16 protein-coding genes are annotated in these 20167 nt (G+C 57.2%); 11 read left to right on the forward strand and 5 right to left on the reverse strand.

Annotated features, from left to right (window positions below; genetic code table 11):
* Positions 1-99: 99 nt before the first annotated feature.
* Positions 100-2415, forward strand: a complete 2316-nt coding sequence (locus C7820_RS25485) for a helicase C-terminal domain-containing protein (RefSeq protein WP_116233413.1) — start codon at positions 100-102, stop codon at positions 2413-2415.
* A 174-nt stretch (positions 2416-2589) separates the two neighbouring features.
* The gene (locus C7820_RS25490) at positions 2590-3564 is read left to right on the forward strand and encodes a Gfo/Idh/MocA family protein (protein WP_116233414.1); all 975 of its coding nucleotides are present in this window, start codon (positions 2590-2592) and stop codon (positions 3562-3564) included.
* Between the two features lie 4 nt (positions 3565-3568).
* Here C7820_RS25490 and C7820_RS25495 read toward each other — a convergent pair whose 3' ends face one another.
* Together C7820_RS25495 and C7820_RS25500 are read right to left on the reverse strand one after the other, a co-directional pair.
* Positions 3569-4243, reverse strand: a complete 675-nt coding sequence (locus C7820_RS25495) for a CidB/LrgB family autolysis modulator (RefSeq protein ID WP_116233415.1) — start codon at positions 4241-4243, stop codon at positions 3569-3571.
* Positions 4243-4614 (reverse strand): CidA/LrgA family protein, encoded by a 372-nt coding sequence (locus C7820_RS25500; protein WP_116233416.1) that lies wholly within the window; start codon positions 4612-4614, stop codon positions 4243-4245. Before C7820_RS25500 ends, C7820_RS25495 begins: the two co-directional genes overlap by 1 nt.
* A gap of 256 nt (positions 4615-4870) precedes the next feature.
* On the opposite strand from C7820_RS25500, the gene cidR reads away from it, so the two are divergent.
* The 6 genes from cidR to C7820_RS25530 all read left to right on the forward strand — a co-directional run bounded on the left by cidR (position 4871) and on the right by C7820_RS25530 (position 12897).
* Positions 4871-5764, forward strand: coding sequence for a cidABC operon transcriptional activator CidR (gene cidR / locus C7820_RS25505; RefSeq protein WP_116233417.1), 894 nt, complete (start codon positions 4871-4873; stop codon positions 5762-5764).
* Between the two features lie 276 nt (positions 5765-6040).
* Positions 6041-7411 carry an MATE family efflux transporter gene (locus tag C7820_RS25510; protein WP_116233418.1) on the forward strand — a complete coding sequence of 457 codons (1371 nt, stop codon included), beginning with the start codon at positions 6041-6043 and terminating at the stop codon, positions 7409-7411.
* 156 nt (positions 7412-7567) lie between these two features.
* On the forward strand, positions 7568-8110 hold the full coding sequence (locus C7820_RS25515; RefSeq protein ID WP_116233419.1) for a MarR family winged helix-turn-helix transcriptional regulator: 543 nt from the start codon (positions 7568-7570) through the stop codon (positions 8108-8110).
* Positions 8104-9831: an ABC transporter ATP-binding protein gene (locus tag C7820_RS25520; RefSeq protein WP_116233420.1), complete on the forward strand. Its 1728-nt coding sequence runs from the start codon at positions 8104-8106 to the stop codon at positions 9829-9831. The genes C7820_RS25515 and C7820_RS25520 overlap by 7 nt, the downstream gene beginning before the upstream one ends.
* Positions 9828-11708 carry an ABC transporter ATP-binding protein gene (locus C7820_RS25525; protein WP_116233421.1) on the forward strand — a complete coding sequence of 627 codons (1881 nt, stop codon included), beginning with the start codon at positions 9828-9830 and terminating at the stop codon, positions 11706-11708. The genes C7820_RS25520 and C7820_RS25525 overlap by 4 nt, the downstream gene beginning before the upstream one ends.
* A gap of 214 nt (positions 11709-11922) precedes the next feature.
* A complete protein-coding gene (locus C7820_RS25530; RefSeq protein ID WP_116233422.1) occupies positions 11923-12897 on the forward strand; it encodes a DNA-3-methyladenine glycosylase family protein in 975 nt (324 codons plus the stop codon).
* A gap of 75 nt (positions 12898-12972) precedes the next feature.
* Here C7820_RS25530 and C7820_RS25535 read toward each other — a convergent pair whose 3' ends face one another.
* Complete coding sequence (locus C7820_RS25535; RefSeq protein ID WP_258875408.1) at positions 12973-13533, reverse strand: TetR/AcrR family transcriptional regulator; 561 nt, start codon at positions 13531-13533, stop codon at positions 12973-12975.
* A 375-nt stretch (positions 13534-13908) separates the two neighbouring features.
* Here C7820_RS25535 and C7820_RS25540 point away from each other — a divergent pair, with 375 nt between their 5' ends.
* The 3 genes from C7820_RS25540 (at position 13909) to C7820_RS25550 (ending at position 18044) form a co-directional block, all read left to right on the forward strand.
* Positions 13909-16128 (forward strand): MMPL family transporter, encoded by a 2220-nt coding sequence (locus C7820_RS25540; RefSeq protein ID WP_116233424.1) that lies wholly within the window; start codon positions 13909-13911, stop codon positions 16126-16128.
* A 197-nt stretch (positions 16129-16325) separates the two neighbouring features.
* The gene (locus C7820_RS25545; RefSeq protein ID WP_116233425.1) at positions 16326-17450 is read left to right on the forward strand and encodes a nitric oxide synthase oxygenase; all 1125 of its coding nucleotides are present in this window, start codon (positions 16326-16328) and stop codon (positions 17448-17450) included.
* A 123-nt stretch (positions 17451-17573) separates the two neighbouring features.
* The gene (locus C7820_RS25550; protein WP_116233426.1) at positions 17574-18044 is read left to right on the forward strand and encodes a hypothetical protein; all 471 of its coding nucleotides are present in this window, start codon (positions 17574-17576) and stop codon (positions 18042-18044) included.
* Positions 18045-18198: 154 nt separating this feature from the next.
* On the opposite strand, the gene C7820_RS25555 is transcribed toward C7820_RS25550, so the two are convergent.
* Positions 18199-18519 carry an antibiotic biosynthesis monooxygenase gene (locus C7820_RS25555; RefSeq protein ID WP_076171875.1) on the reverse strand — a complete coding sequence of 107 codons (321 nt, stop codon included), beginning with the start codon at positions 18517-18519 and terminating at the stop codon, positions 18199-18201.
* A 41-nt stretch (positions 18520-18560) separates the two neighbouring features.
* Positions 18561-20108: an FAD-dependent oxidoreductase gene (locus C7820_RS25560; protein ID WP_116233427.1), complete on the reverse strand. Its 1548-nt coding sequence runs from the start codon at positions 20106-20108 to the stop codon at positions 18561-18563.
* Positions 20109-20167 lie beyond the last annotated feature (59 nt).

A 20167-nucleotide genomic window follows, 5' to 3' on the forward strand; every position in this document is an offset into this window, starting at 1 on the left:
TTTATCAGGGCGGCGCGGGCTTTTTTTAGTGGATAGCGAATTGGGACTGCCTGCTCCAGTTATGGTATGATGGAAAAAACAAGGGGAACGGGTGATCCTATGTCTGAAGAGAACCGGGAGCGGGCGGAGGTTCGGATATCGGTCCGGCCGCTGGTGGAATATGCTTTCTCAAGCGGGGATATCGATTCCGGATTCCGGTCGGCCACCGCCATGGTCGAAGGCACACGAATTCACCAGCAGGTGCAGAAAACTTACGGGGAAGGCGACCAGAAGGAGGTGTTCCTGAAGCGGGAAATCCCGTTCGGGGACCTGACTTATGTCATCGAAGGAAGATGCGACGGCCTGATCCAAACGGATGACGGCTGGATGATCGATGAGATCAAATCGACCGCTGCGAGCCTGGATGCGATGGAGGGGGACGGAAAGCCCGTTCACTGGGCACAGGCCCAAGTTTACGCTTATATTTATGCCATGGACCACAGCCTGGATCGGATGACGGTGCAGCTCACCTACGTCGAGACGCATACCGGCACGGAGCGCCGTTTCCGGCGGGTGCTGACGCTGGCGGAGCTCGAGGCATTTGTGATGGGGGTGCTCGAGATCTATACCCCGTATGCCGCGCTCCGGCTGAAAAATGCGCATCTCCGGGACGAGAGCATCCGCGCGCTGCCGTTCCCGTTCGACACTTACCGGGAAGGACAGCGCAAGCTGGCGGGAGCGGTCTATCAGGCGGTGAAGGAGAAGCGGAAGCTGTTTGCCAAGGCCCCGACGGGGATCGGCAAGACGATGTCCACGCTGTTCCCGTCCGTGAAGGCGATCGGGGAGGGGCTGCTTGGGCAGATCTTTTATTTGACGGCCAAGACGATCACCCGAACGGCCGCCGAGCAGGCTTTTGCGCTGATGCAGGCCAAGGGGCTGCGGATGCAGACGGTGACGATTACGGCCAAGGACAAAGTCTGCTTTCAGGAAGAGACGGTCTGCCGGAAGGACGCCTGCCCGTTTGCGGACGGCTACTATGACCGGGTTAACGGGGCGATTCTGGACATGCTGTCCCAGGAAACGGTGATGGACCGCGCCGTCATTGAGCGTTACGCGCGCAAGCATCAGGTATGTCCCTTTGAGTTTTCGCTGGACGCGGCTTACGCAGCGGATGCGGTCATTTGCGACTATAATTACATCTTTGATCCGCGGGTTTCGTTCAAACGGCTGCCCGAGGAGCAGAAGAGGCAGACGGTGCTGCTCGTGGACGAAGCCCATAACCTCGTTGATCGGGGCCGGGACATGTTCTCGGCTGAGATCGGCAAGTCGGCATTTCTTGAGCTGAAGCGCGGATACAAGGGCGTGGATGCCGGGGTTCAGAAGGCGGCGGATGCGGTCAATAAATTTTTTATCGAACTGAAAAAGGAAATGGGCGAAGCCCGCCAGAAGCAGTGGCAGGAACAGCCTCGCGAGCTCGGTGAGCGGCTGGAGCTGTTCATCGCCGAAGCCGAGCGGGAGCTGCTGGCTCCCAAAGGCGACCCCGGGCTGCAGGAGCAGCTGCTGGATGCCTATTTTGCGTCACAGCATTATATCCGGATCGCCAAGCTGTATGACGAACGCTTTCTGACGTATGCCGAGATTCACGGCAGCGACTGCGTGCTGAAGCTGTTCTGCATGGATCCGTCCTACCTGCTCGCGCAGGCGGGAAAAGGCTTCCGCTCGACCGTGTTCTTCTCGGCCACTCTGTCTCCGCTGTCCTACTATAGGGACATGCTGGGCGCCGGCGAGGAGGACTACAGCTTGTCTGTGCCGTCGCCGTTCAGCCGGGAGCAGCTGGATGTGCGCATCGAGCCGCTGTCCACCAGGTACCGGGACCGGGACGACACCCGGGACGCGCTGGTGAAGCTGTTGCATGGCCTTATATCGGAGCGCAAAGCGAATTACATGGTCTTTTTCCCGTCGTATCAATATATGCGTATGGTGGTCGAGCCTTTTGCGGAGCTGCACCCGGAGGTTGGCATCATCGTGCAGGATACCGGAATGGCCGAGGAGGAGCGGGAGCGGTTCCTCGCAGCGTTCCAGGCGGACAATGCCGATACGCTCGTCGGCTTCGCCGTGCTCGGGGGCATTTTCTCCGAAGGCATCGACCTGCAGGGGGATCGGCTGGGAGGCGTCGTCGTGGTCGGCGTGGGCCTGCCGCAGCTCGGTTTTGAACGGAACCTGATTCGGGATTACTTTAATGAAAACGGGAAAAGCGGCTACGATTACGCCTATGTGTTCCCTGGGATGAACAAGGTGCTGCAGGCCGGAGGGCGGCTGATCCGCTCCGAGCAGGATACGGGCGTGCTGGTGCTGGTCGATGACCGTTTTCTCCAGCGGCACTATCAGGGGCTGCTCCCGGATGAGTGGAAGGGATTCACTGTCGGGAAGCCTTAGACGGGCGAGAAGCGGCACAGCGCAGTGGTCCGCCGGGCGGCCTGGTCTCAACGGGATTTGGTGCGGCGAACGGGATGGATACGAGGGCGTGCGATGCGTTCCCAACAAATCGTAGCCAAACGGGACGGCCCCCGGTATAGTGGAGAAAACAGGATAAAGGTGGGATCGCGCAGGATGACACTTCGTATCGGATTGATCGGAACCGGATGGTTCAGCGGCGTACATGCCGACAACTTGGCGGCGATGGATGGAGTACGGCTGACGGCGGTTTGTGGTACAAGCCTGGAGAAAGCAGACCGGATGGCGCGGCGTTACGGCGCCGAGGGGTATGCGGATTTGGATGCCATGCTGGACGCGGGGCCGCTCGACGCGGTATATATCTGCGTGCCGCCGATGGCACACGGCGAAATCGAAATGAAGCTGATTGAGCGCGGTATTCCGTTTTTGGTGGAAAAACCGCTGGGGCTCGACACCAGCTTGCCGGAACAAATTCTGGCCCGGGTCCGTGAGACGGGGCTGTTGACGTCGGTGGGGTACCATTTCCGCTACCAGCACAATGCGGCGCGGCTGAAGGAGGAGCTGTCGAACCATACGACCGGCATGGTGCTGGGGCGGTGGATGGACAGCATGCCGGGCGTGTCCTGGTGGAGACGGCAAAGCGGCTCCGGCGGGCAGTTCATCGAGCAGACGACGCATATGGTCGACATGCTCCGGTATACGGCTGGCGAAGTGGAAGAAGTGTATGCGCTTTACGGGGACCGGGTCAAGCGGAGCCAGGTGGAAGGCGTAGAGGTCGCCGACGTAGGAACGGTCACGCTCCGCCTGGCGAGCGGCGTGGTGGCGAACATTTCCAACACATGCGTCCTGCCGGAAGGCGGCGGGTTGAGCCAGACGGGACTGACGTTCTACACCGACCGCGGGATCATCGATTGGAACCCGCAGCGGCTGCAGCTGGCGGCGCCCGGCGTCACGACAGAATATGCGGAGCAGGGGAGCCCCTATGTACGCGAAACGGAAGCGTTTCTCCATGCGCTGCGCACCGGAGACCGCTCCCGTATTCTTTCAAGCTATGAGGATGCCTGCCGGACGCAGGCCGTGACTTGTGCGGCATTGGCCTCGGCATCTACCGGCAAGCCGGTCCGCCTCTAACTCCTTACCACATCAGCATGAGCAGCGGCGCCGCGCCGAGCGTGAACAGGGCGGCCAGAATCATCGAGACGCTGGAGATCGCTCCGCTCATCGAGCTGAAGCCGAAGGCTACGGACGTTCCCGTCCCGTGGGCGCTCGTGCCGAGCAGCACGCCGCGGGCAATTTCGTTCTCGATCCGCAGGATGCGCAGAATCATCGGCCCGAGCACGGAGCCGAGCAGGCCGGTCATTATGACGAAGACCGCCGTGATGTTTGGCACTCCGCCGATGACCTGCGATACGTTCATGGCGATCGGCGTCGTGATCGAGCGGGGGATCAGGCTGGTCACCAATGAAGTGTCCAGCTTCAGCCCTTTGGCGAGCACCGCCGAAGAGATCATAGCCATGAAGGAACCGGTAAGCACGCTGACGACGATTTCGACGGCGTGCTTTTTGAGTACTTTGAAATTTTTATAGAGCGGCACCGCAAAGGCGACCGTCGCAGGCTGGAGCATATCGCTCAGCCATTTCCCGCCGGCGTTGTAATGTTCATAGGGAATATGCGTGCACAGCAGGAAAATAATAATGATGCAGGGCGTCACCAGCAGCGGCGACAGATACACTTTGGGATACCGCTTATACAATCGTTTGGCTGCCATGTAGATCACGAGGGTTAGCAGCAGACAGATGAGACCGATCATCATGACACCTTCCGTTCTTTATGTTTGGCGATGCGTGCGGCGGTCAAGCCGGAGCTGGCCATGACCACGACCGTGCTGAAAATAACGACGAGCAGGATTCGCACCCCGTCGCTCTCCAGCATCGCAAAATATTTCATCACCCCGACGGCAGCCGGGATAAAGAAGAGCAGAAGCTCGGCGAGCAGCCAGTTCGCTCCGACTTCGATCCATTCGAGCTTGACGACACCGGATTCGAGCAAAAGAAACAACACGATGATCCCGAGAATGCTGCCCGGCACCGGCAGATGCAGCAGACCGGCCAGCTGGTTCATCGCATATGAAAACAGCATTAAAACGGCGACCTGAACGGTCCCTTTGACGGCATGCTTCATCAATTGTTTTCGCCTTCCTTTCATTTATAATGAAAATTTTACAGCATTCATTTTCATAGGTAAAATGCATATATCGAATGGATATCATTCCATATGGCTATGGCATAAGGATGACATATAAGTTGAATAATTGAAATCGATGGTAGGGCAAGTACGTAAGCTTCTTCGGAATCATTTTTCTCCCTTGCTTGCATCGCATTCTTTAATTCAACTTATATGGATCCACCGCAGTTGACTCAAGGAAGGAGAACGACGTATGGACATCCGCCAATTGCAGTATTTTATGGAGGTCGCCCGGCTGCAGAGTTTTACGAAGGCGGCGGAATCACTCTATATCACGCAGCCGTCGATCAGCAAAACGATCCGCAACATTGAGGAGGAGCTGGGCGTCACCCTGTTTGACCGTTCAGGCAAAAAGGTGGTGCTGACCGATGCCGGGCGCATTATTTACGAGCAGGCGCAGCCGATCGTGAAGTCGTTCCAGAGCTTGTCCTCCGAGCTCGGCGATTTGAAAAACCTGAAGAAGGGACATATCCGCATCGGCCTGCCGCCGATGGTCGGATCGAGCTTTTTCCCTGAGGTGATCGGGCAGTTCCATCAGAAATACCCGCAGGTGACGATGCAGATCTTTGAGGACGGCGCCAAAAAGGTAGAGGTCGACGTGGAGAGCGGCTTGCTCGACATTGGCGTTGTGGTGCTTCCGACCGACGACTCGCTGTTCCACTCGTTTTCGTTCGTCCGGGAAAACCTGATGCTGCTGGTGCACCCGTCTCACCGTCTTGCGCATCGCGAGTGCGCCGGTCTTGCCGATCTGGCGGAAGAGAACTTCGTGCTGTTCCGGGAGGACTTTGCGCTGCATGACCGGATCATTACGGAATGCGTCAAGGTCGGCTTCCAGCCGCATATCGTCTACGAAAGCTCCCAATGGGACTTGATCAGCGGCATGGTCGCCGCCAATCTGGGCATTGCCCTGCTGCCGGAAACGATCTGCCGGGAAATCAACCGGGAGCGGATCCGGATTATGCCGCTGGTGGAGCCGGTCATCCCGTGGCAGCTGGGGATGATCTGGCGCAGGGACCGTTACCTGTCCTATGCCGCGCGGGAATGGATCGCGTTTACGCAGGGGAAATTGATGGAGGGCAGGGGGTAACCGGGCAGACTGGAATGCATTATTTTTAATGAGGTGACAAGAAAAAACGCGTTTACCCACACCTCCTCAGACCTCCTAATTTTGCTTTTAATGCGTTTTTTATTCTGACATGTATCTCCTCATTGCTTTTATATTTTACAACCCTTAAACGGCTGTATAGATGCCTTAAAACTCGTGTTTTCATGCGATTTCAGTCTGATATAATAAAAGATGGAAATGCGCATTTCTACGGAAACTACGAGCGAAAAGGACTGATTTACAATCAACCACGATGAAATGAGCAGCCGGTTTGCCGCGGGGAGCATCCCCAAGCTGCTGTTGTCTCTTGCACTTCCGGCGATTGCGGCTCAAATCGTCAACGCGCTGTACAATGTCGTCGACCGGATGCTGATCGGCAGGATGCCGGGAGGCGGCACCTTTGCATTAACCGGACTGGGCATCGCCTTCCCGCTGATCATGACCATCTCGGCGTTTGCGGCCCTCATCGGCCTTGGCGGCGCTCCGCTGGCCTCCATGATGCTGGGGGAAGGGAAACCAAAGGAAGCGGAGAAGCTGCTCGGCAGCTGCTGCCTGATGCTCCTGCTCGTTTCGGGAGTGCTGACGGCGGTGTTGCTGTGTTTTCACCGTCCCTTGTTGATCGCCTTCGGAGCGAGCGATAACACACTGCCCTATGCCAGTGATTATATGGGCATCTATTTGCTGGGGACGGTCAGCGTGCTGATGTCCCTTGGGCTGAATTCTTTTATTTCCATTCAGGGTTTTGCCAAAACGGCAATGGCCACGGTCTGTGCCGGAGCTGTGCTGAACGCCATCCTGGCACCCCTTTTTATATTTCCGATGCATATGGGAGTCCGCGGGGCCGCCTTGGCAACCGTCATTTCCCAGACTGCGTCCGCTGTATGGGTGCTGTCGTTTCTTACATCCAGGCGCAGCCACCTCCGCCTTCGGCTCCGCAACCTGCGGGTGAACCCCCGCATGGCGTGCCGCATCCTTGCGCTGGGGCTGTCCCCTTTTATCATGCAGTCGACAGAAAGCCTGATCCAGATCGTGTTTAATATTTCCCTTGCACGGTATGGCGGCGATTTGTATGTGGGCGCAATCAGCATTCTGACCAGCCTCATGCAGCTGTTTTCCCTGCCGTTATCCAGCTTTGCGCAGGGAGCACAGCCGGTCATCGGCTACAATTATGGATCGGGAGACTACGCAAGGGTGAAGGCGGCGATCCGGTTTGGTACGGCCGTTTGCGGTGTCCTCGGCATCGTGATGTGGGCGGTGGCGGTGTTCTTGCCGCGGTTTCCCGTCATGATTTTCACGGATCAGGCTGAATTGATTGCGCTGACGGAAAGGCTGATGCCGGTCTTTTTTCTGGGGACATGCATTTACGGCATTCAGCTGGCGCTGCAGCAAATGTTTCTTGCGCTGGGGCAGGCGAAGGTATCCATCTTTATTGCCGTCCTGCGTAAAATTATTTTGCTGATTCCTTTGGTTTTTGTGCTGCCGGAGCTCATATCGCCCAAAGCCGATGCCGTCATTATGGCCGAGCCGATTGCAGATGCCTGCGCGGCGGTCACCTGCTGCATCTTGTTTGCGGCGACGGTCAAACGTCTGCTGCGGAATCCTGATCTTGCAAGCACAGCCGATCCATGAACAAAATATTGTTGGACTTTATTAGATATGTTTTAATTGACATATAAATCGGAAAGGTCATATAATTAGGTTGCCTATTTAATTGGTAACCTAATTATTTTTTGTGCGGGATATTATCCTTCATAGCACGTTGGGGAAAGGAGGATTGTTGGCGTCATGAACGACGATGGCAACAACCGTCAGAAAGCCTTCTGCCAGGGTACCGAACCGCAGGAGCATGATCAGCACCACGAAACTGTTGTCCAACTGCTTACGGCGGTCATGCGATTTAACAGGGGTGAGTTTCGCCACCGGGTAATCGAGGGCTTGAAGATGAGCGAGATGGGGCTGATGGTCCTGCTCATGCGTCATGTCGAGCCGGATAGCCCGGGACTGAAGGTGTCCGAGATCAGCGGGATGCTGGGGGTCACTTCTCCGACCGTCACCCAGTTTGTCAAAGCGCTGGAGAAGAAGAAATGGATCGTACGGACGCCGGATGAGGCGGACCGAAGGGTGGTCCGGATCAAGCTCAGCGAAGAGGGGCGGGAAGCGATTATCCAAGCCCGCAAGGCGACGATCCATTCCTTCAAGGGGCTTGTCGATCACCTGGGCATCGAGGAGAGCGAGAAGCTGTCCGAGCTGCTGACCAAGGCTTATAAGTATTATGAAAGCAAAACGCAGAATGATTCATCGGATGGAGGTGAAGTGTCAACATGCTGAAGCTTTTTCGTTCATTGAAGCCGTTCTGGCTTCTGATCCTGTTCACATTTGTGCTTGTGTTTCTGCAGTCCATGTCGGACCTGTATCTCCCGACGCTGATGTCGGACATTGTGGATAAGGGCATCATCGAGGGAGACATTCCCTACATTTGGAAAATCGGCGGCTTTATGCTGGCCGTAGCTCTGGGGGGAGCCATTTGCTCCATCGCCGCGAGCTACCTGTCCGCCAAAGTGGCGGGCGGATTCGGCAGATCGATGCGCAGCCGGGTATTCCAGCATGTCCAGAATTTCTCCCTGCAGGAATTTGACAAGCTGGGCACGGCTTCGCTCATTACCCGGACCACCAATGATATCGCCCAGACCCAGCAGGTGCTGACCATGATGCTGCGGATGATGATCAGCGCGCCGATGATGTGTATCGGCGGGATTATTATGGCGGTGTCCAAGGACGCCAAGCTGTCTCTGATCATCGTCGTGATCGTTCCGGTGTTGGCGGGCTCCATCGCCCTCATAGCCGGTATGGGAATGCCGCTGTTCAAGGCGATGCAGGTCAAGCTGGACAAACTGAACCGGGTGCTCCGCGAAAACCTGACCGGGATCCGGGTCATTCGTTCGTTTAACCGGATTCAGCATGAGCAGGAGCGTTTCAAGGAAGCCAACTACGATCTGACCAGCACGGCGGTCCGGGTCAACAAAATCATGGCGGCCATGATGCCGATCATGATGATCGTCATGAACTTATCGACCATCGCCATCGTCTGGTTCGGCGGCCTGCGCATCAGGGACGGACATATGCAGGTCGGGGACCTGATGGCTTTTATCCAGTACGCCATGCAGATCATGTTCTCCCTGATCATGGTTTCCATGATCTTCGTCATGGTACCGCGCGCTTCCGCATCCGCTGCGCGGATTAACGAGGTGCTCAGCATTACGCCGGATATCGACGATCCGCTCGTTGCACAATCCTCTGAAGAAGGACGCGGCTATTTGGAATTCCGGGACGTGACGTTCAGTTATCCGGGCGCGGAGCAGCCGGCGCTGTCGGGGATTTCATTCACCGCCAAGCCGGGGGAGACCACGGCGATTATCGGCGGCACCGGTTCCGGCAAGTCGACGCTGCTCAGCTTGATTCCGCGCTTCTATGATGTAGCGGAAGGCAGCGTGCTGGTCGACGGGGTCGACGTCCGCGAGATGACGCAGGAGGAGCTGCGCGCCAAGATCGGCTTCGTGCCGCAGAAGGCGCTGCTGTTCACCGGGACGATTGCGGACAATATCCGCTACGGCAAAAAGGACGCCACCGATGAAGAGATCCGCGAAGCGGCGGATATCGCCCAGGCGACCGAATTTATTATGAATATGAAAGACGGCTTTGAGTCGGAAATTGCCCAGGGCGGAAACAACGTGTCCGGCGGGCAGAAGCAGCGCTTGTCCATCGCGCGGGCGCTGGTACGCAGACCGGAAATCTATGCGTTCGACGACAGCTTCTCGGCGCTTGATTTCAAGACGGATGCGAAGCTGCGCAGCGCGCTGAAGCCGGTGACGCGGGACGCAACCGTTCTTCTCGTGGCGCAGCGGGTCAGCACGGTCATGGACGCCGACCGGATCATCGTCCTCGACGAAGGGCGGATTGCCGGCATCGGCACCCACCGCGAGCTGATGGAGACCAGTGACGTCTACCGCGAAATTGTATCCTCACAGCTGTCAGAGGAGGAGATCGCATGAGTGAGCAAACAAGAAGACCCGGACCTCCGCCGGGAGGACCGCGGCATCCGGGAGGCCATCCCGGCCAAATGATGCCTGCGCAGAAGGCCAAGGACTTCAAGGGTTCTCTGAAGCGGCTGGTCGGGTACCTGCGGCCGCGGCGGGGAACGCTGATCGTTATTTTTCTGACGGCGATTCTTAGTACGGTGTTCAGCATCGCGAGCCCGAAAATTCTTGGTAAGGCGATTACCAAGCTGCTGGAAGGCGTCATCGCGATGGCGAAGGGGACGCCGGGCGCTGGCATTGACTTTACCTACATCACCCAGATCCTGCTGATTCTGATTGGTCTGTACCTGTTCAGCGCAGCGTTCAGCTATATTCAGCAGTATCTGATGGCCGGCGTGGCGCAGAAGGTTGTGTACGATATGCGGGAGCAGATCAACGCGAAGCTGTCGCGCCTGCCGCTGAAATATTTTGATTCCCGGACGCATGGGGAAATCTTGAGCCGCGCGACCAACGACGTCGACAACATCAGCACCACGCTTCAGCAGAGCTTGACGCAGCTGATCACGTCGATCGTGACGCTGGTCGGCGTCATCGTGATGATGCTGTCGATCAGCCCATGGATGACGCTGATTCTGATCGTGACGCTGCCGCTCAGCTTCATCGTCATCAAAGCGGTAGCTTCCCGGTCCCAGAAGCATTTCATGGCCCAGCAGGCTTCTCTGGGACAGCTCAACGGCCATGTGGAGGAAATGTACACGGGCCATAAAATCGTGAAAGCCTTCGGCCGCGAGCGGGAGTCTGTCGAGGATTTCAACAAAATCAACGAAAAGCTGTACAGCTCCGGCTGGAAAGCCCAATTCATCTCCGGCATCATCATGCCGATGATGATGTTTATCGGCAACATCGGCTATGTGTTGGTCTGCGTGGTCGGGGGGATCTTCGTCACGCACGGACGCATTACGATCGGGGATGTGCAGGCGTTCATCCAGTACGCCAGACAGTTCACCCAGCCGATTATGCAGACGGCGAACATCGCAAACATCATCCAGTCCACCATCGCTTCGGCGGAGCGCGTGTTCGAGCTGCTGGATGAAGAAGAAGAAGTGCCGGAAGCGGCAGATGCGGCTGTCCTGAACAATCCAAAAGGTGCCGTGGAGTTTGAGCATGTGCGGTTCGGCTATAAGGAAGACGCAATGCTCATTGAAGACATGAACATCGACGTGAAGCCGGGACAGACGATCGCCATCGTCGGGCCGACCGGTGCCGGCAAGACGACGCTCATTAACCTGCTGATGCGCTTCTATGAGCTGAACGGCGGGGCGATCACCATCGACGGCGTGAACATTACCCACTTGAAGCGCGGCAATTTGCGCAGCATTTTCGGCATGGTGCTTCAGGATACCTGGCTCTTTAACGGGACGATTATGGAAAATATCGCTTACGGCCGGGCCGGCGCCACGAACGAGGAAGTGATCGAGGCGGCCAAGGCGGCTCATGCCGATCACTTCATCCGTACGCTTCCGGACGGCTACGACACCGTGCTTAACGAAGAAGCGTCGAACATTTCCCAAGGGCAGAAGCAGCTGCTGACGATTGCGCGTGCCATTCTGGCCGACCCGTCTATCCTCATTCTGGATGAAGCGACCAGCAGCGTCGACACGCGGACGGAGGTCTTTATTCAGAAGGCGATGAACGACCTGATGAAGGGCAGAACGAGCTTCGTCATCGCCCACCGGCTGTCCACGATCCGTGACGCCGATCTGATCCTGGTTATGAACCAGGGCAGTGTGATCGAGAAGGGCAACCACGAGGAGCTTCTGGCCAAAGGCGGCTTCTACGCCGATCTGTATAACAGCCAGTTTTCCGGCGGAAGCATTCAGGAGGTTGTCTGAGGGTGAAGGCGACCCCACCCGCGACCCTTATCATCCGCATTTCAAAAGAGCAGCCATGGCGGCTGCTCTTTTTTTGGAATATTGGCAGTTTACGCTTGAATATCGAACGTGTGTTTGTCAATATTGATCTTAGAAGTTCATTCAGGAATATAAAACGCAGACCGAACCTGCGGTGAATGCTTGATCACTTTACAGGAGTCAGGAGGTACGGAACATGAAAGAAACGATCCCGCTGCTTACGCCCTTTAGCATCGAACGAACCATGGTCGCAGTCAGGGGGCAAAATCCCCGGCTCGTGCTGGCTCATCCGGAATACCCGGTATTCACGAAGGTGATTCTGGCGGAAGGGCGCGACATTCCGGTCACCGTGTCCTTGGTGGAGACCAGCCAGGGACCAGCGGCGGAGGTGGAGCTGCTGCAGGCCTGCAATTCGAAGGAAACCGAAGCCGTCCGGGCGTACGTAGGTAAAATGCTGTCCAACCATGTGGACCTCAGGCCGTTCTATGCGCAGCTTCAGGATGAGCCTGTCATAGGCTCCATTCTTCCGGGGTTGCATGGGCTGAAAATACTGCTGGAGCCAAATTTGTTTCAAAATCTGGTGCGAACGATTATCGGCCAGCAGATGAACCTGAGCTTTGCCGCTTCGCTCGTCTCGCGGATCACCGAGCAGTACGGCACCCCCGTGACGATCGGGGACCATACGCTCTACAGCTTCCCGAAGCCGGAAGCGCTGGCCGCGCTCGAACCGGACGAGCTGCTGCCGCTGCAGTTCAGCCGCCGCAAAGCCGAGTATATTACTGGCCTGGCGCGGCAGGTAGCGGACGGCTCCCTCGACCTTAACGCCATGCCGGACCTTGCGGACGATGAGATTTTCAACCGGCTGCTCCCGATCCGCGGCGTCGGCAAATGGACGGTCGAGTGCTTCCTGCTCTTCAGCGTGGGCCGAACCGATTTCTTCCCGGCCGACGACATCGGTCTGAAAAATGCGATGAAGGTGCTGTGGGGCTTTGACAGCCAGCCGGCTTCTCCGCTCATGCTGGAAATCAGCCGCAGCTGGTCGCCATGGCGGAGCTACGCCGCTTACTACTTATGGGCTTGGCTCGACGAGTGGAAGCTGCGGCAGAAACAGGAGAAGGAACAGAAGAAGCCGGCCCGTGGCAAGTCGGCCAAGAAAGCCTCGGAAGAATAGCGGCGGCTGACCTGCGCCCATAATCGAGCCGCATGCCACCAACCCATCGAGGCCGCCTTCAGCCAGTTCTAACCGTTACGCTTCCTGCACGCCGACCCCGTTCCAGAACATGTTGACGATCTCCTGGGCCAGTTCGCCCGCGGACGGGGCGAATTCTTTGGCAATCTCCCGGTTGCCGATCATCAGCATGGATGCCAGCGTGTGCGCCATAAGGAGCGGGTGTGCGGAGCGCACCTCCCCGTTTTTGATCGCCTCGGTGAAGCTGACGGTCAGCACATCGTGAATCCGGTCCTCGCTGACGCGGATTTCCTCCAGTTGTTCGGGCGCCAGCGAGGCGCTGGCATCGCGCATGATCGTTTCAAAGTCTCCGTGCGGGAAACGAAGCTTGTTCTCGGCCAGCTCCACGAGCCGGTCGTAGAGCGGCTTGTCCTGCTGCATAATCCGGAGGGAAGCATTGCGCGCCTTCTGCATCATGGCGGTGACGGCCGCCGTGAAGAGCTGGGCTTTATTTTCAAAGTGATAGTAAATGGAAGCCTTGGTTACACCGCATACCTGGGCAATTTGCTGCAGCGAGACCGGCTCATAGCCGTACTCCATGAAAAGGGCGGAAGCTGTTTTCAGGATGAATTCGTTCATGGGAGTGTCCTCCTGCCGGCGTTTGGGCCGGCCCGGGGAGCGTTTAGCCGGATGTTTTCCCTGGGATTGTTCCATATCGTTGTCCTCCATAATCTAAGTAGTTGATCGTTGTCCTCCAGTAGTTCCGCAATCCTGTTCTAAATCCTGATTGATAATTAACCTTCCGGTATATATAATTAATGTGGCATGGCAACAGCGGATGTGCCTTTCATTGAAATCTGAGATTGTATGCCGCCTGATAAGGCTGGAAAGTATGGCGGTCCGTTCTGTCCCATATTGTATCACGGAGCCTGCGGAAGCCGCACTTTATCGGCATGAACATGTACTTAATTTTATACCATTTTGGCACCTGTAACAGGTGGGGAGGAGCAGAATATGGGGGATTCCGGATACGGGCGCTGGGTCGCCGGAAAAAGAAGCAAATGGATCACGCTGGCCGTTTGGGTCATCATCGTGGGCGTGCTGAGTGCCATCTGGCCGATGGTCAACAGCGAGGTCCAGAACAATGCGGCCAATCTGGACGATGCCAAGCCATCGGTTCAGGCTGAACGCGTCGCGGAGGAGCAGTTCAGCAGCGATGCAGGGGTTCCCGCCCTGCTGGTCTGGCACCGTGAAGGCGGGCTGGAAGACGACGATTTGAAGCATGTACAGAAGGTGTATGCCGAATGGAGCGCGAATCCGGTTCCTTATCAGGATTCGGTTCCGCCATTTCACCAAATGCCGGCGGCTGCGCTGAAAGCGATGCTGTCCGAGGACCAGAGCACGCTGGTCACCCCCGTGCTGTTCGAGAAAAGCGCAGACAGCGACCAGCTGAAAGAAGGGGTGGAGCAGCTGAAGTCCGGGATCACGCATGAAACCGGGCAGGATCCCTTCGCCGCAAGCCATAACGCCGGTTCGGACCTCAGCGTCCGCGTCACCGGTCCGGTCGGCATTTCGATCGACGCGACCGGCCTCTTCAAGAACGCGGATTTCAAGCTGCTCATGTCCACCGTCATTTTGGTGCTGGTCATCCTGCTGCTCATTTACCGCTCGCCGATTCTGGCGCTGATTCCGCTGATCGCGGTCGGCTTTGCGTATGGCGCAGTCAGCCCCCTGCTCGGCTTGATGGCCCAGAAGGGCTGGATCACCGTCGATTCCCAAGCCGTCTCGATCATGACGGTGCTGCTGTTCGGGGCCGGGACGGACTACTGTCTGTTCCTGATCTCGCACTTCCGCCATTTGCTGAAGGAAGAAGAGAGCAAGACCCGGGCGCTGCTGCGGGCAGTGACGGAATCCTCAGGCGCGATCGCCATGAGCGGCTTCACTGTGGTTCTGTCGCTGCTGGCCCTGCTGCTGGCGAAGTATGGAGCATACCACCGTTTTGCGGTTCCGTTCAGCGTCTCCATTCTTGTGATGGTGATCGCGAGCTTGACGCTGGTACCTGCGCTGCTGGCGATTTTCGGGCGGACGTCGTTCTTTCCGTTCGTTCCCCGCACGCCGGAGATGGAAGAGGAACGCGCCCGCAAGAAGGGCAAACCGGTACCCGCCCGCAAGCCGAAGCGTCCCGGCTTTGGCAGCCGGCTCGTGGTCCGCAGACCTTGGATGATCGTCATCGTGACGGTGATCGTGCTGGGCGCGCTCGCTTCCGTATCCAGCCAGGTGAAGTTCACCTACGATATTATGTCATCTTTTCCGAAAGATATGGCCTCGCGTGAAGGCTTCGATACGATCGGGAAGCAGTTCAGCCCCGGGGAACTGGCTCCGGTGAAAATTATAGTCGATACGGAAGGCAAACCGGACGGCCTGGATCAGAAGCTGAAGGAGCTGCCTTATGTGGATGAGGTGTCAAAAGGGCAGCCTGGAAGTCAAAACGCCAATATTATCGCCTATGACGTCACGCTCGACATGAATCCTTATTCCAGTGAAGCGATGGACCAGATTCCCCACCTGCGGAGTACGGCAGAGCAGGCGCTTCAGGCGGCGGGTGTGGGTTCCCCGGCGGATAAAGTGTGGATCAGCGGCCAGACCGCCGAACAATACGATACCCGCGAGACCGGCGACCGCGACACGATGATCATTATTCCGGTCGTCATCGGGATGATTACGCTGCTGCTGCTCGTATATTTGCGGTCGATCACCGCAACGGTGTATTTGATGTTGACTGTTATTTTGTCTTATTTCTCGGCGCTTGGCCTGGGCTGGCTTATCATCCATTACGGGCTTGGCGCGGACGCGATCCAAGGAGCGATTCCGCTCTATTCATTCGTGTTCCTGGTGGCGCTGGGCGAGGACTACAACATCTTCATGGTCTCGAGCATCTGGAAAAAACGGAAGCATATGCCGTTAAATCAGGCGATTCAGGAGGGCGTGTCCGAGACGGGCTCGGTCATCACCTCCGCCGGCCTCATTCTGGCCGGGACCTTCGCGGTGCTCGCCTCGCTGCCGATCCAGGTGCTGGTCCAGTTCGGCATCATTACCGCCGCGGGTGTCCTGCTGGACACCTTCATCGTCCGGCCGTTTCTCGTGCCGGCGATTACGGCGCTGCTGGGCCGCTTTGCTTTCTGGCCGTCTTCCCATACGGAGGCCGAGAACACCAAGGCAGGCATGCCGTCCTGATCCATCAAAGGAGGAGTCCCTGCAGGGGCTCCTCTTTTGTGCTCTCACCGAACATCTCTCGTCCGCCGCCCAACCCGACCCATCCAGCCTGCCGCAAGATTCACCATTTGCTCAAGCCTTACACGGCTGTGGCTTCAGCGTCTGGCTTATAATAGGGAGAGACAGACCCTTTTTACGAACGACGAGGTGAACGCGGCATGAAGGTGTATGACGTTCTGCAGAAAGATGCGGAAGAATATATATTATTGTGTTATCAGGAGCTTGGCAAGACAGAGGCCGAGACCGTCCGGAGGCTCGCGGAGATCAGGGCCAGCATTGAAGAGACCGGAATGTATGAGCATACGTACGAGGAACTGGTTCACGGGGCAAAAATGGCCTGGCGCAACAGCAACCGCTGCATCGGCCGCCTGTTCTGGGACTCGATGCAGGTCATCGATGAGCGGGGCCTTGAGCGGCCCGGCGACATTGCCGGGGCGCTGCTGCGTCATATCGAACGCGGCACGGGCGGCGGCAAAATCGTGCCGACGATCACGGTATTTAGACCGTCGGTACCCGGCATGAGCGATATCCGCATCCTGAACCACCAGCTGATCCGCTATGCGGGGTACGAGAACGGCGGAACGATCACCGGTGATCCGGCTTCCGCTCGGTTTACGAGGCTGTGCATGAAGCTGGGCTGGACGGGAGAAGGGACACCCTTCGACGTCCTTCCGCTTGTCATTCAAGGCGGGGAAGGCGGACCTGAGCTGTTTCCCATTCCCCCGGAGCTGGTCATGGAAGTGCCGATCACGCATCCGGATATGCCCGCCTTCGCCGAGCTGGGCCTGCGCTGGTACGCCGTGCCGATCATTTCCGATATGGAACTCGTGATCGGCGGCATCCGCTATACGGCCGCTCCATTTAACGGTTGGTACATGGTGACCGAGGTCGGTGCGCGAAATTTCGCCGATGAACAGCGGTATAACATGCTGCCGCGGGTGGCGGAGCTGATGGGCTTGTCCACAGCGAGCGAAACCTCGCTCTGGCGAGACCGCGCACTCGTCGAGATGAACGTCGCCGTGCTGCATTCCTACAAGCAGGCGGGGGTCAGCATGGTGGATCACCATACGGCGGCTTCCCAGTTTCGGCTGTTTGAAGAGCGGGAAGCCAGGAGCGGCAGAGAGGTCACCGGGAACTGGACGTGGTTGATCCCGCCGTTATCACCGGCGACGACCCATATTTTTCACCACTCGTATGACAACACGGTCAAGACGCCAAACTTCTTTAAGAGAGAGGCGTCAAACGCTACGCCGGTACAAGCGGGATGCCCTTTTCACCATTAGCTGATCGACTCCGACTCCCTCAAGACCCGAAAAAAGTGCTTGATTGCTTGTTGCTTTTCGCCTGCTGCGTCGTATAATGATTTATTAGGTTTATTTGACATTAAAGGGGATAAAGATAGAGCGTTGAACACCATACATTTGAACGAAATCATCCGTGAGCTGGTCGGACGGTCGGGACTGGGCGTTCAGGTCCGTCTGAGAACACGGTCCCGGGATGGACGCCTGATCGGCGGCAAGTACGGGATGGTTTCCAAGCGGATCACGATGTATACCGGTGTGATCGAGGAACAATGCATGCAGATGTTCGGATCATTGGACCGGGTGGAGGAGTATTTTACGATTGTTCTGGCCCATGAGCTTGGGCATGCCGCGGATCCGGAGCTGCCTGCGCTCTCCGAATCGCTGGAAGACATGAATCTTACTGAGGAACAGCGGATGCGCGTGGCGCTGCAGATTGAAGAGAACGCATGGAACTATGCGCTGGAGCTGATTCCCGAAGCGGATCTGCCCATGATGAGCGCCATTATCGACGAGTCGCTGTATGCGTACCGGCTTCAGGTGGAGGAAGCGGGAGCCGAGGCGGGCATCGCCTGATGTCAGTCGGAACCGGCTGCCGCGGGGTCAGAGGCGGATCAGCTGCATCTTATAAAATAATAAAGGATAGGCTCGGGCAGACCCTTTGGATCTCTCGAACCTATCCTTTTCTGGTTGCTCGGCCAAAATCCACCTGCCCTACAGCATTGACTGCTTATTCCGCTGCGTTCAAGGGGCTGACGACGAGCTCATACTGGTTCAGCGTAGAGCCCAGAAGGACGTCCTTGCTGCCTCCGGCCCCGCGGTGAGAAGCGCGGAAGGACTCGCTCTGCGTCCAGTTTTTAAACGACGCCTCGTCCTCCCAGACGGTGGACACCTTCAGCTCCTCGGCTTCCGCCTCCTTGCTCTTGCCCAGCCATACCTCCATCCGGACAAAGCCCGGCATGTCCTGTACGCCCTTGGCATTCGCAAAACGCTCGGCCACGGCTTGTCCGTGCCCTTCCTTGATCAAAATCGTATTGGTAATGACTATCATAAGGAATCGCCTCCGATTGTGGTATCGTTCCTTAATTCAGTCTACTCGTGTGCATCCAGTTTCTCAAGCGGCTTGATAGCCGGTCCTTCAAACACGACCCCGTCATAGGAAAACCGGGAGCCGTGGCAAGGGCAGTCCCAGGTCCGCTCCGCCGCGTTCCACTCGGTTTCGCAGCCCATATGCGTACACGTGTTATCCACCAGATGAAGATTGCCCTCCGGGTCTTTATAAGCACCGGCTTTTTTACCGTTATGGCGGACCACGGCGCCTTCGTCAGGATTCAGGTCTTCGATCCGGGTGTGGACGAGGCCGACTTTGCCGGAAATCAGCTCTCCAGCCACATCGGCATTTTCCTTCACCAGGTTCATAATCGACGGGTCGGCGAGGAAACGGGACGGCGTGTACAGCTCGCTGTACGGATTGTCCCTGCCGATGATTTGATCCGATAACATCCGCCCGGCGAGGGTACCGCTGGTCATGCCCCATTTGTTGAAGCCGGTTGCTACATAGATCCCCTCGTCCTTGGACGTAATTTGTCCGATGTACGGCACTTTGTCGATGGTGACCAGATCCTGGGTGGACCAGCGGAAAGGAATGCCTTTGCTGCCCAGCAGTTTGCCCCCATAGGCTTCGAGCGCCTCATAGTAAGAGAAGGTGCACATATGCTGCCCGGTTTTATGCCCTTCGCCGCCGACGATGACCACCTCTTCGCCGTTCCAGGAGGCGGCCCGCAGCGAGCGCGTCGGCTTGTCTGCACTGATATACATGCCGCCGGCAAACGCCGTCTCCGGCTTCATAGCCAGCGCGTACGAGCGGTCAGCATGCAGCCGCGCGAAATAAAAGCCGCCTTCATCGAGGAACGGGAAGTGGGTAGCAGCGACGACATGGCTGCATTGAATCTTGTGGCTTCCGCGGTAGGTGACGACCGATAACGGCCCCTCCTTGTCCACCTTATGGACCGTCGTATTCTCATACACTTGTCCGCCAGCCTTCACGAACTCCTCCAGCAGGCGCCGCAAATAATGCAGCGGATGGAACCGGGCTTGTCCCGGCAGCTTGATGGCACCCGACGCGAACTGAGGAATCGGCAGCTTGTTCACCCATTCGCCGGGGATGCCGAGCTTCTCATAAGCTTCGAATTCCTTCTCCAGCTTATTGAGATCCTTATCCTTCTCCATATATACATAGGCGTCTTCCTCATGGAGACCGCAGTCGATATTCAGCTTGGACGCCGTATCCCGGATGAATTGCAGCGCATCCCGGTTGGCCTGATAATACATGGATGCCCGTTCCTGCCCAAAATGGCTCAGCAGTTCATCGTACAGCATGCCGTGCTGGGCTGTAATTTTGGCGGTCGTATGTGCGGTGGTGCCGTTCAGCACTCTTCCCGCTTCGACCAGGGCGACCTTCAGCCCTTCCCGGGCAAGCAGGTACCCGGTCGTAATTCCCGCAATTCCCGCGCCTACGATAGCAACGTCCACCTTGATGTCTTCCGCCAGACGCGGAAAGGAAGGGAGGTCCGTTGTCGCTCTCCATAAAGATTCAGGGTACTGCGGCAGCTCATTGGATATCGGTTCAGATGGTTGCATAGCATCGTAGCCTCCTAAGTATTTTCATTTCATTTATTACCACTTTTCGCCAAAAAGAA

Origin of the sequence: Paenibacillus sp. VMFN-D1, from assembly GCF_003386155.1 — a bacterium.
GTDB classification, from domain to species: domain Bacteria; phylum Bacillota; class Bacilli; order Paenibacillales; family Paenibacillaceae; genus Paenibacillus_AQ; species Paenibacillus_AQ favisporus.

Excerpts from the sequence above, each read along its gene's own strand:
- C7820_RS25560 (WP_116233427.1), bottom strand. The coding sequence starts at position 20,108 with ATGCAACCATCTGAACCGATATCCAATGAGCTGCCGCAGTACCCTGAA.
- C7820_RS25495 (WP_116233415.1), bottom strand. The coding sequence starts at position 4,243 with ATGATCGGTCTCATCTGTCTGCTGCTAACCCTCGTGATCTACATGGCA.
- C7820_RS25525 (WP_116233421.1), top strand. The coding sequence starts at position 9,828 with ATGAGTGAGCAAACAAGAAGACCCGGACCTCCGCCGGGAGGACCGCGG.
- C7820_RS25520 (WP_116233420.1), top strand. The coding sequence starts at position 8,104 with ATGCTGAAGCTTTTTCGTTCATTGAAGCCGTTCTGGCTTCTGATCCTG.
- C7820_RS25485 (WP_116233413.1), top strand. The coding sequence starts at position 100 with ATGTCTGAAGAGAACCGGGAGCGGGCGGAGGTTCGGATATCGGTCCGG.
- C7820_RS25490 (WP_116233414.1), top strand. The coding sequence starts at position 2,590 with ATGACACTTCGTATCGGATTGATCGGAACCGGATGGTTCAGCGGCGTA.
- C7820_RS25540 (WP_116233424.1), top strand. The coding sequence starts at position 13,909 with ATGGGGGATTCCGGATACGGGCGCTGGGTCGCCGGAAAAAGAAGCAAA.
- C7820_RS25555 (WP_076171875.1), bottom strand. The coding sequence starts at position 18,519 with ATGATAGTCATTACCAATACGATTTTGATCAAGGAAGGGCACGGACAA.
- C7820_RS25530 (WP_116233422.1), top strand. The coding sequence starts at position 11,923 with ATGAAAGAAACGATCCCGCTGCTTACGCCCTTTAGCATCGAACGAACC.
- C7820_RS25510 (WP_116233418.1), top strand. The coding sequence starts at position 6,041 with ATGAGCAGCCGGTTTGCCGCGGGGAGCATCCCCAAGCTGCTGTTGTCT.
- cidR (WP_116233417.1), top strand. The coding sequence starts at position 4,871 with ATGGACATCCGCCAATTGCAGTATTTTATGGAGGTCGCCCGGCTGCAG.
- C7820_RS25545 (WP_116233425.1), top strand. The coding sequence starts at position 16,326 with ATGAAGGTGTATGACGTTCTGCAGAAAGATGCGGAAGAATATATATTA.
- C7820_RS25515 (WP_116233419.1), top strand. The coding sequence starts at position 7,568 with ATGAACGACGATGGCAACAACCGTCAGAAAGCCTTCTGCCAGGGTACC.
- C7820_RS25500 (WP_116233416.1), bottom strand. The coding sequence starts at position 4,614 with ATGAAGCATGCCGTCAAAGGGACCGTTCAGGTCGCCGTTTTAATGCTG.
- C7820_RS25535 (WP_258875408.1), bottom strand. The coding sequence starts at position 13,533 with ATGAACGAATTCATCCTGAAAACAGCTTCCGCCCTTTTCATGGAGTAC.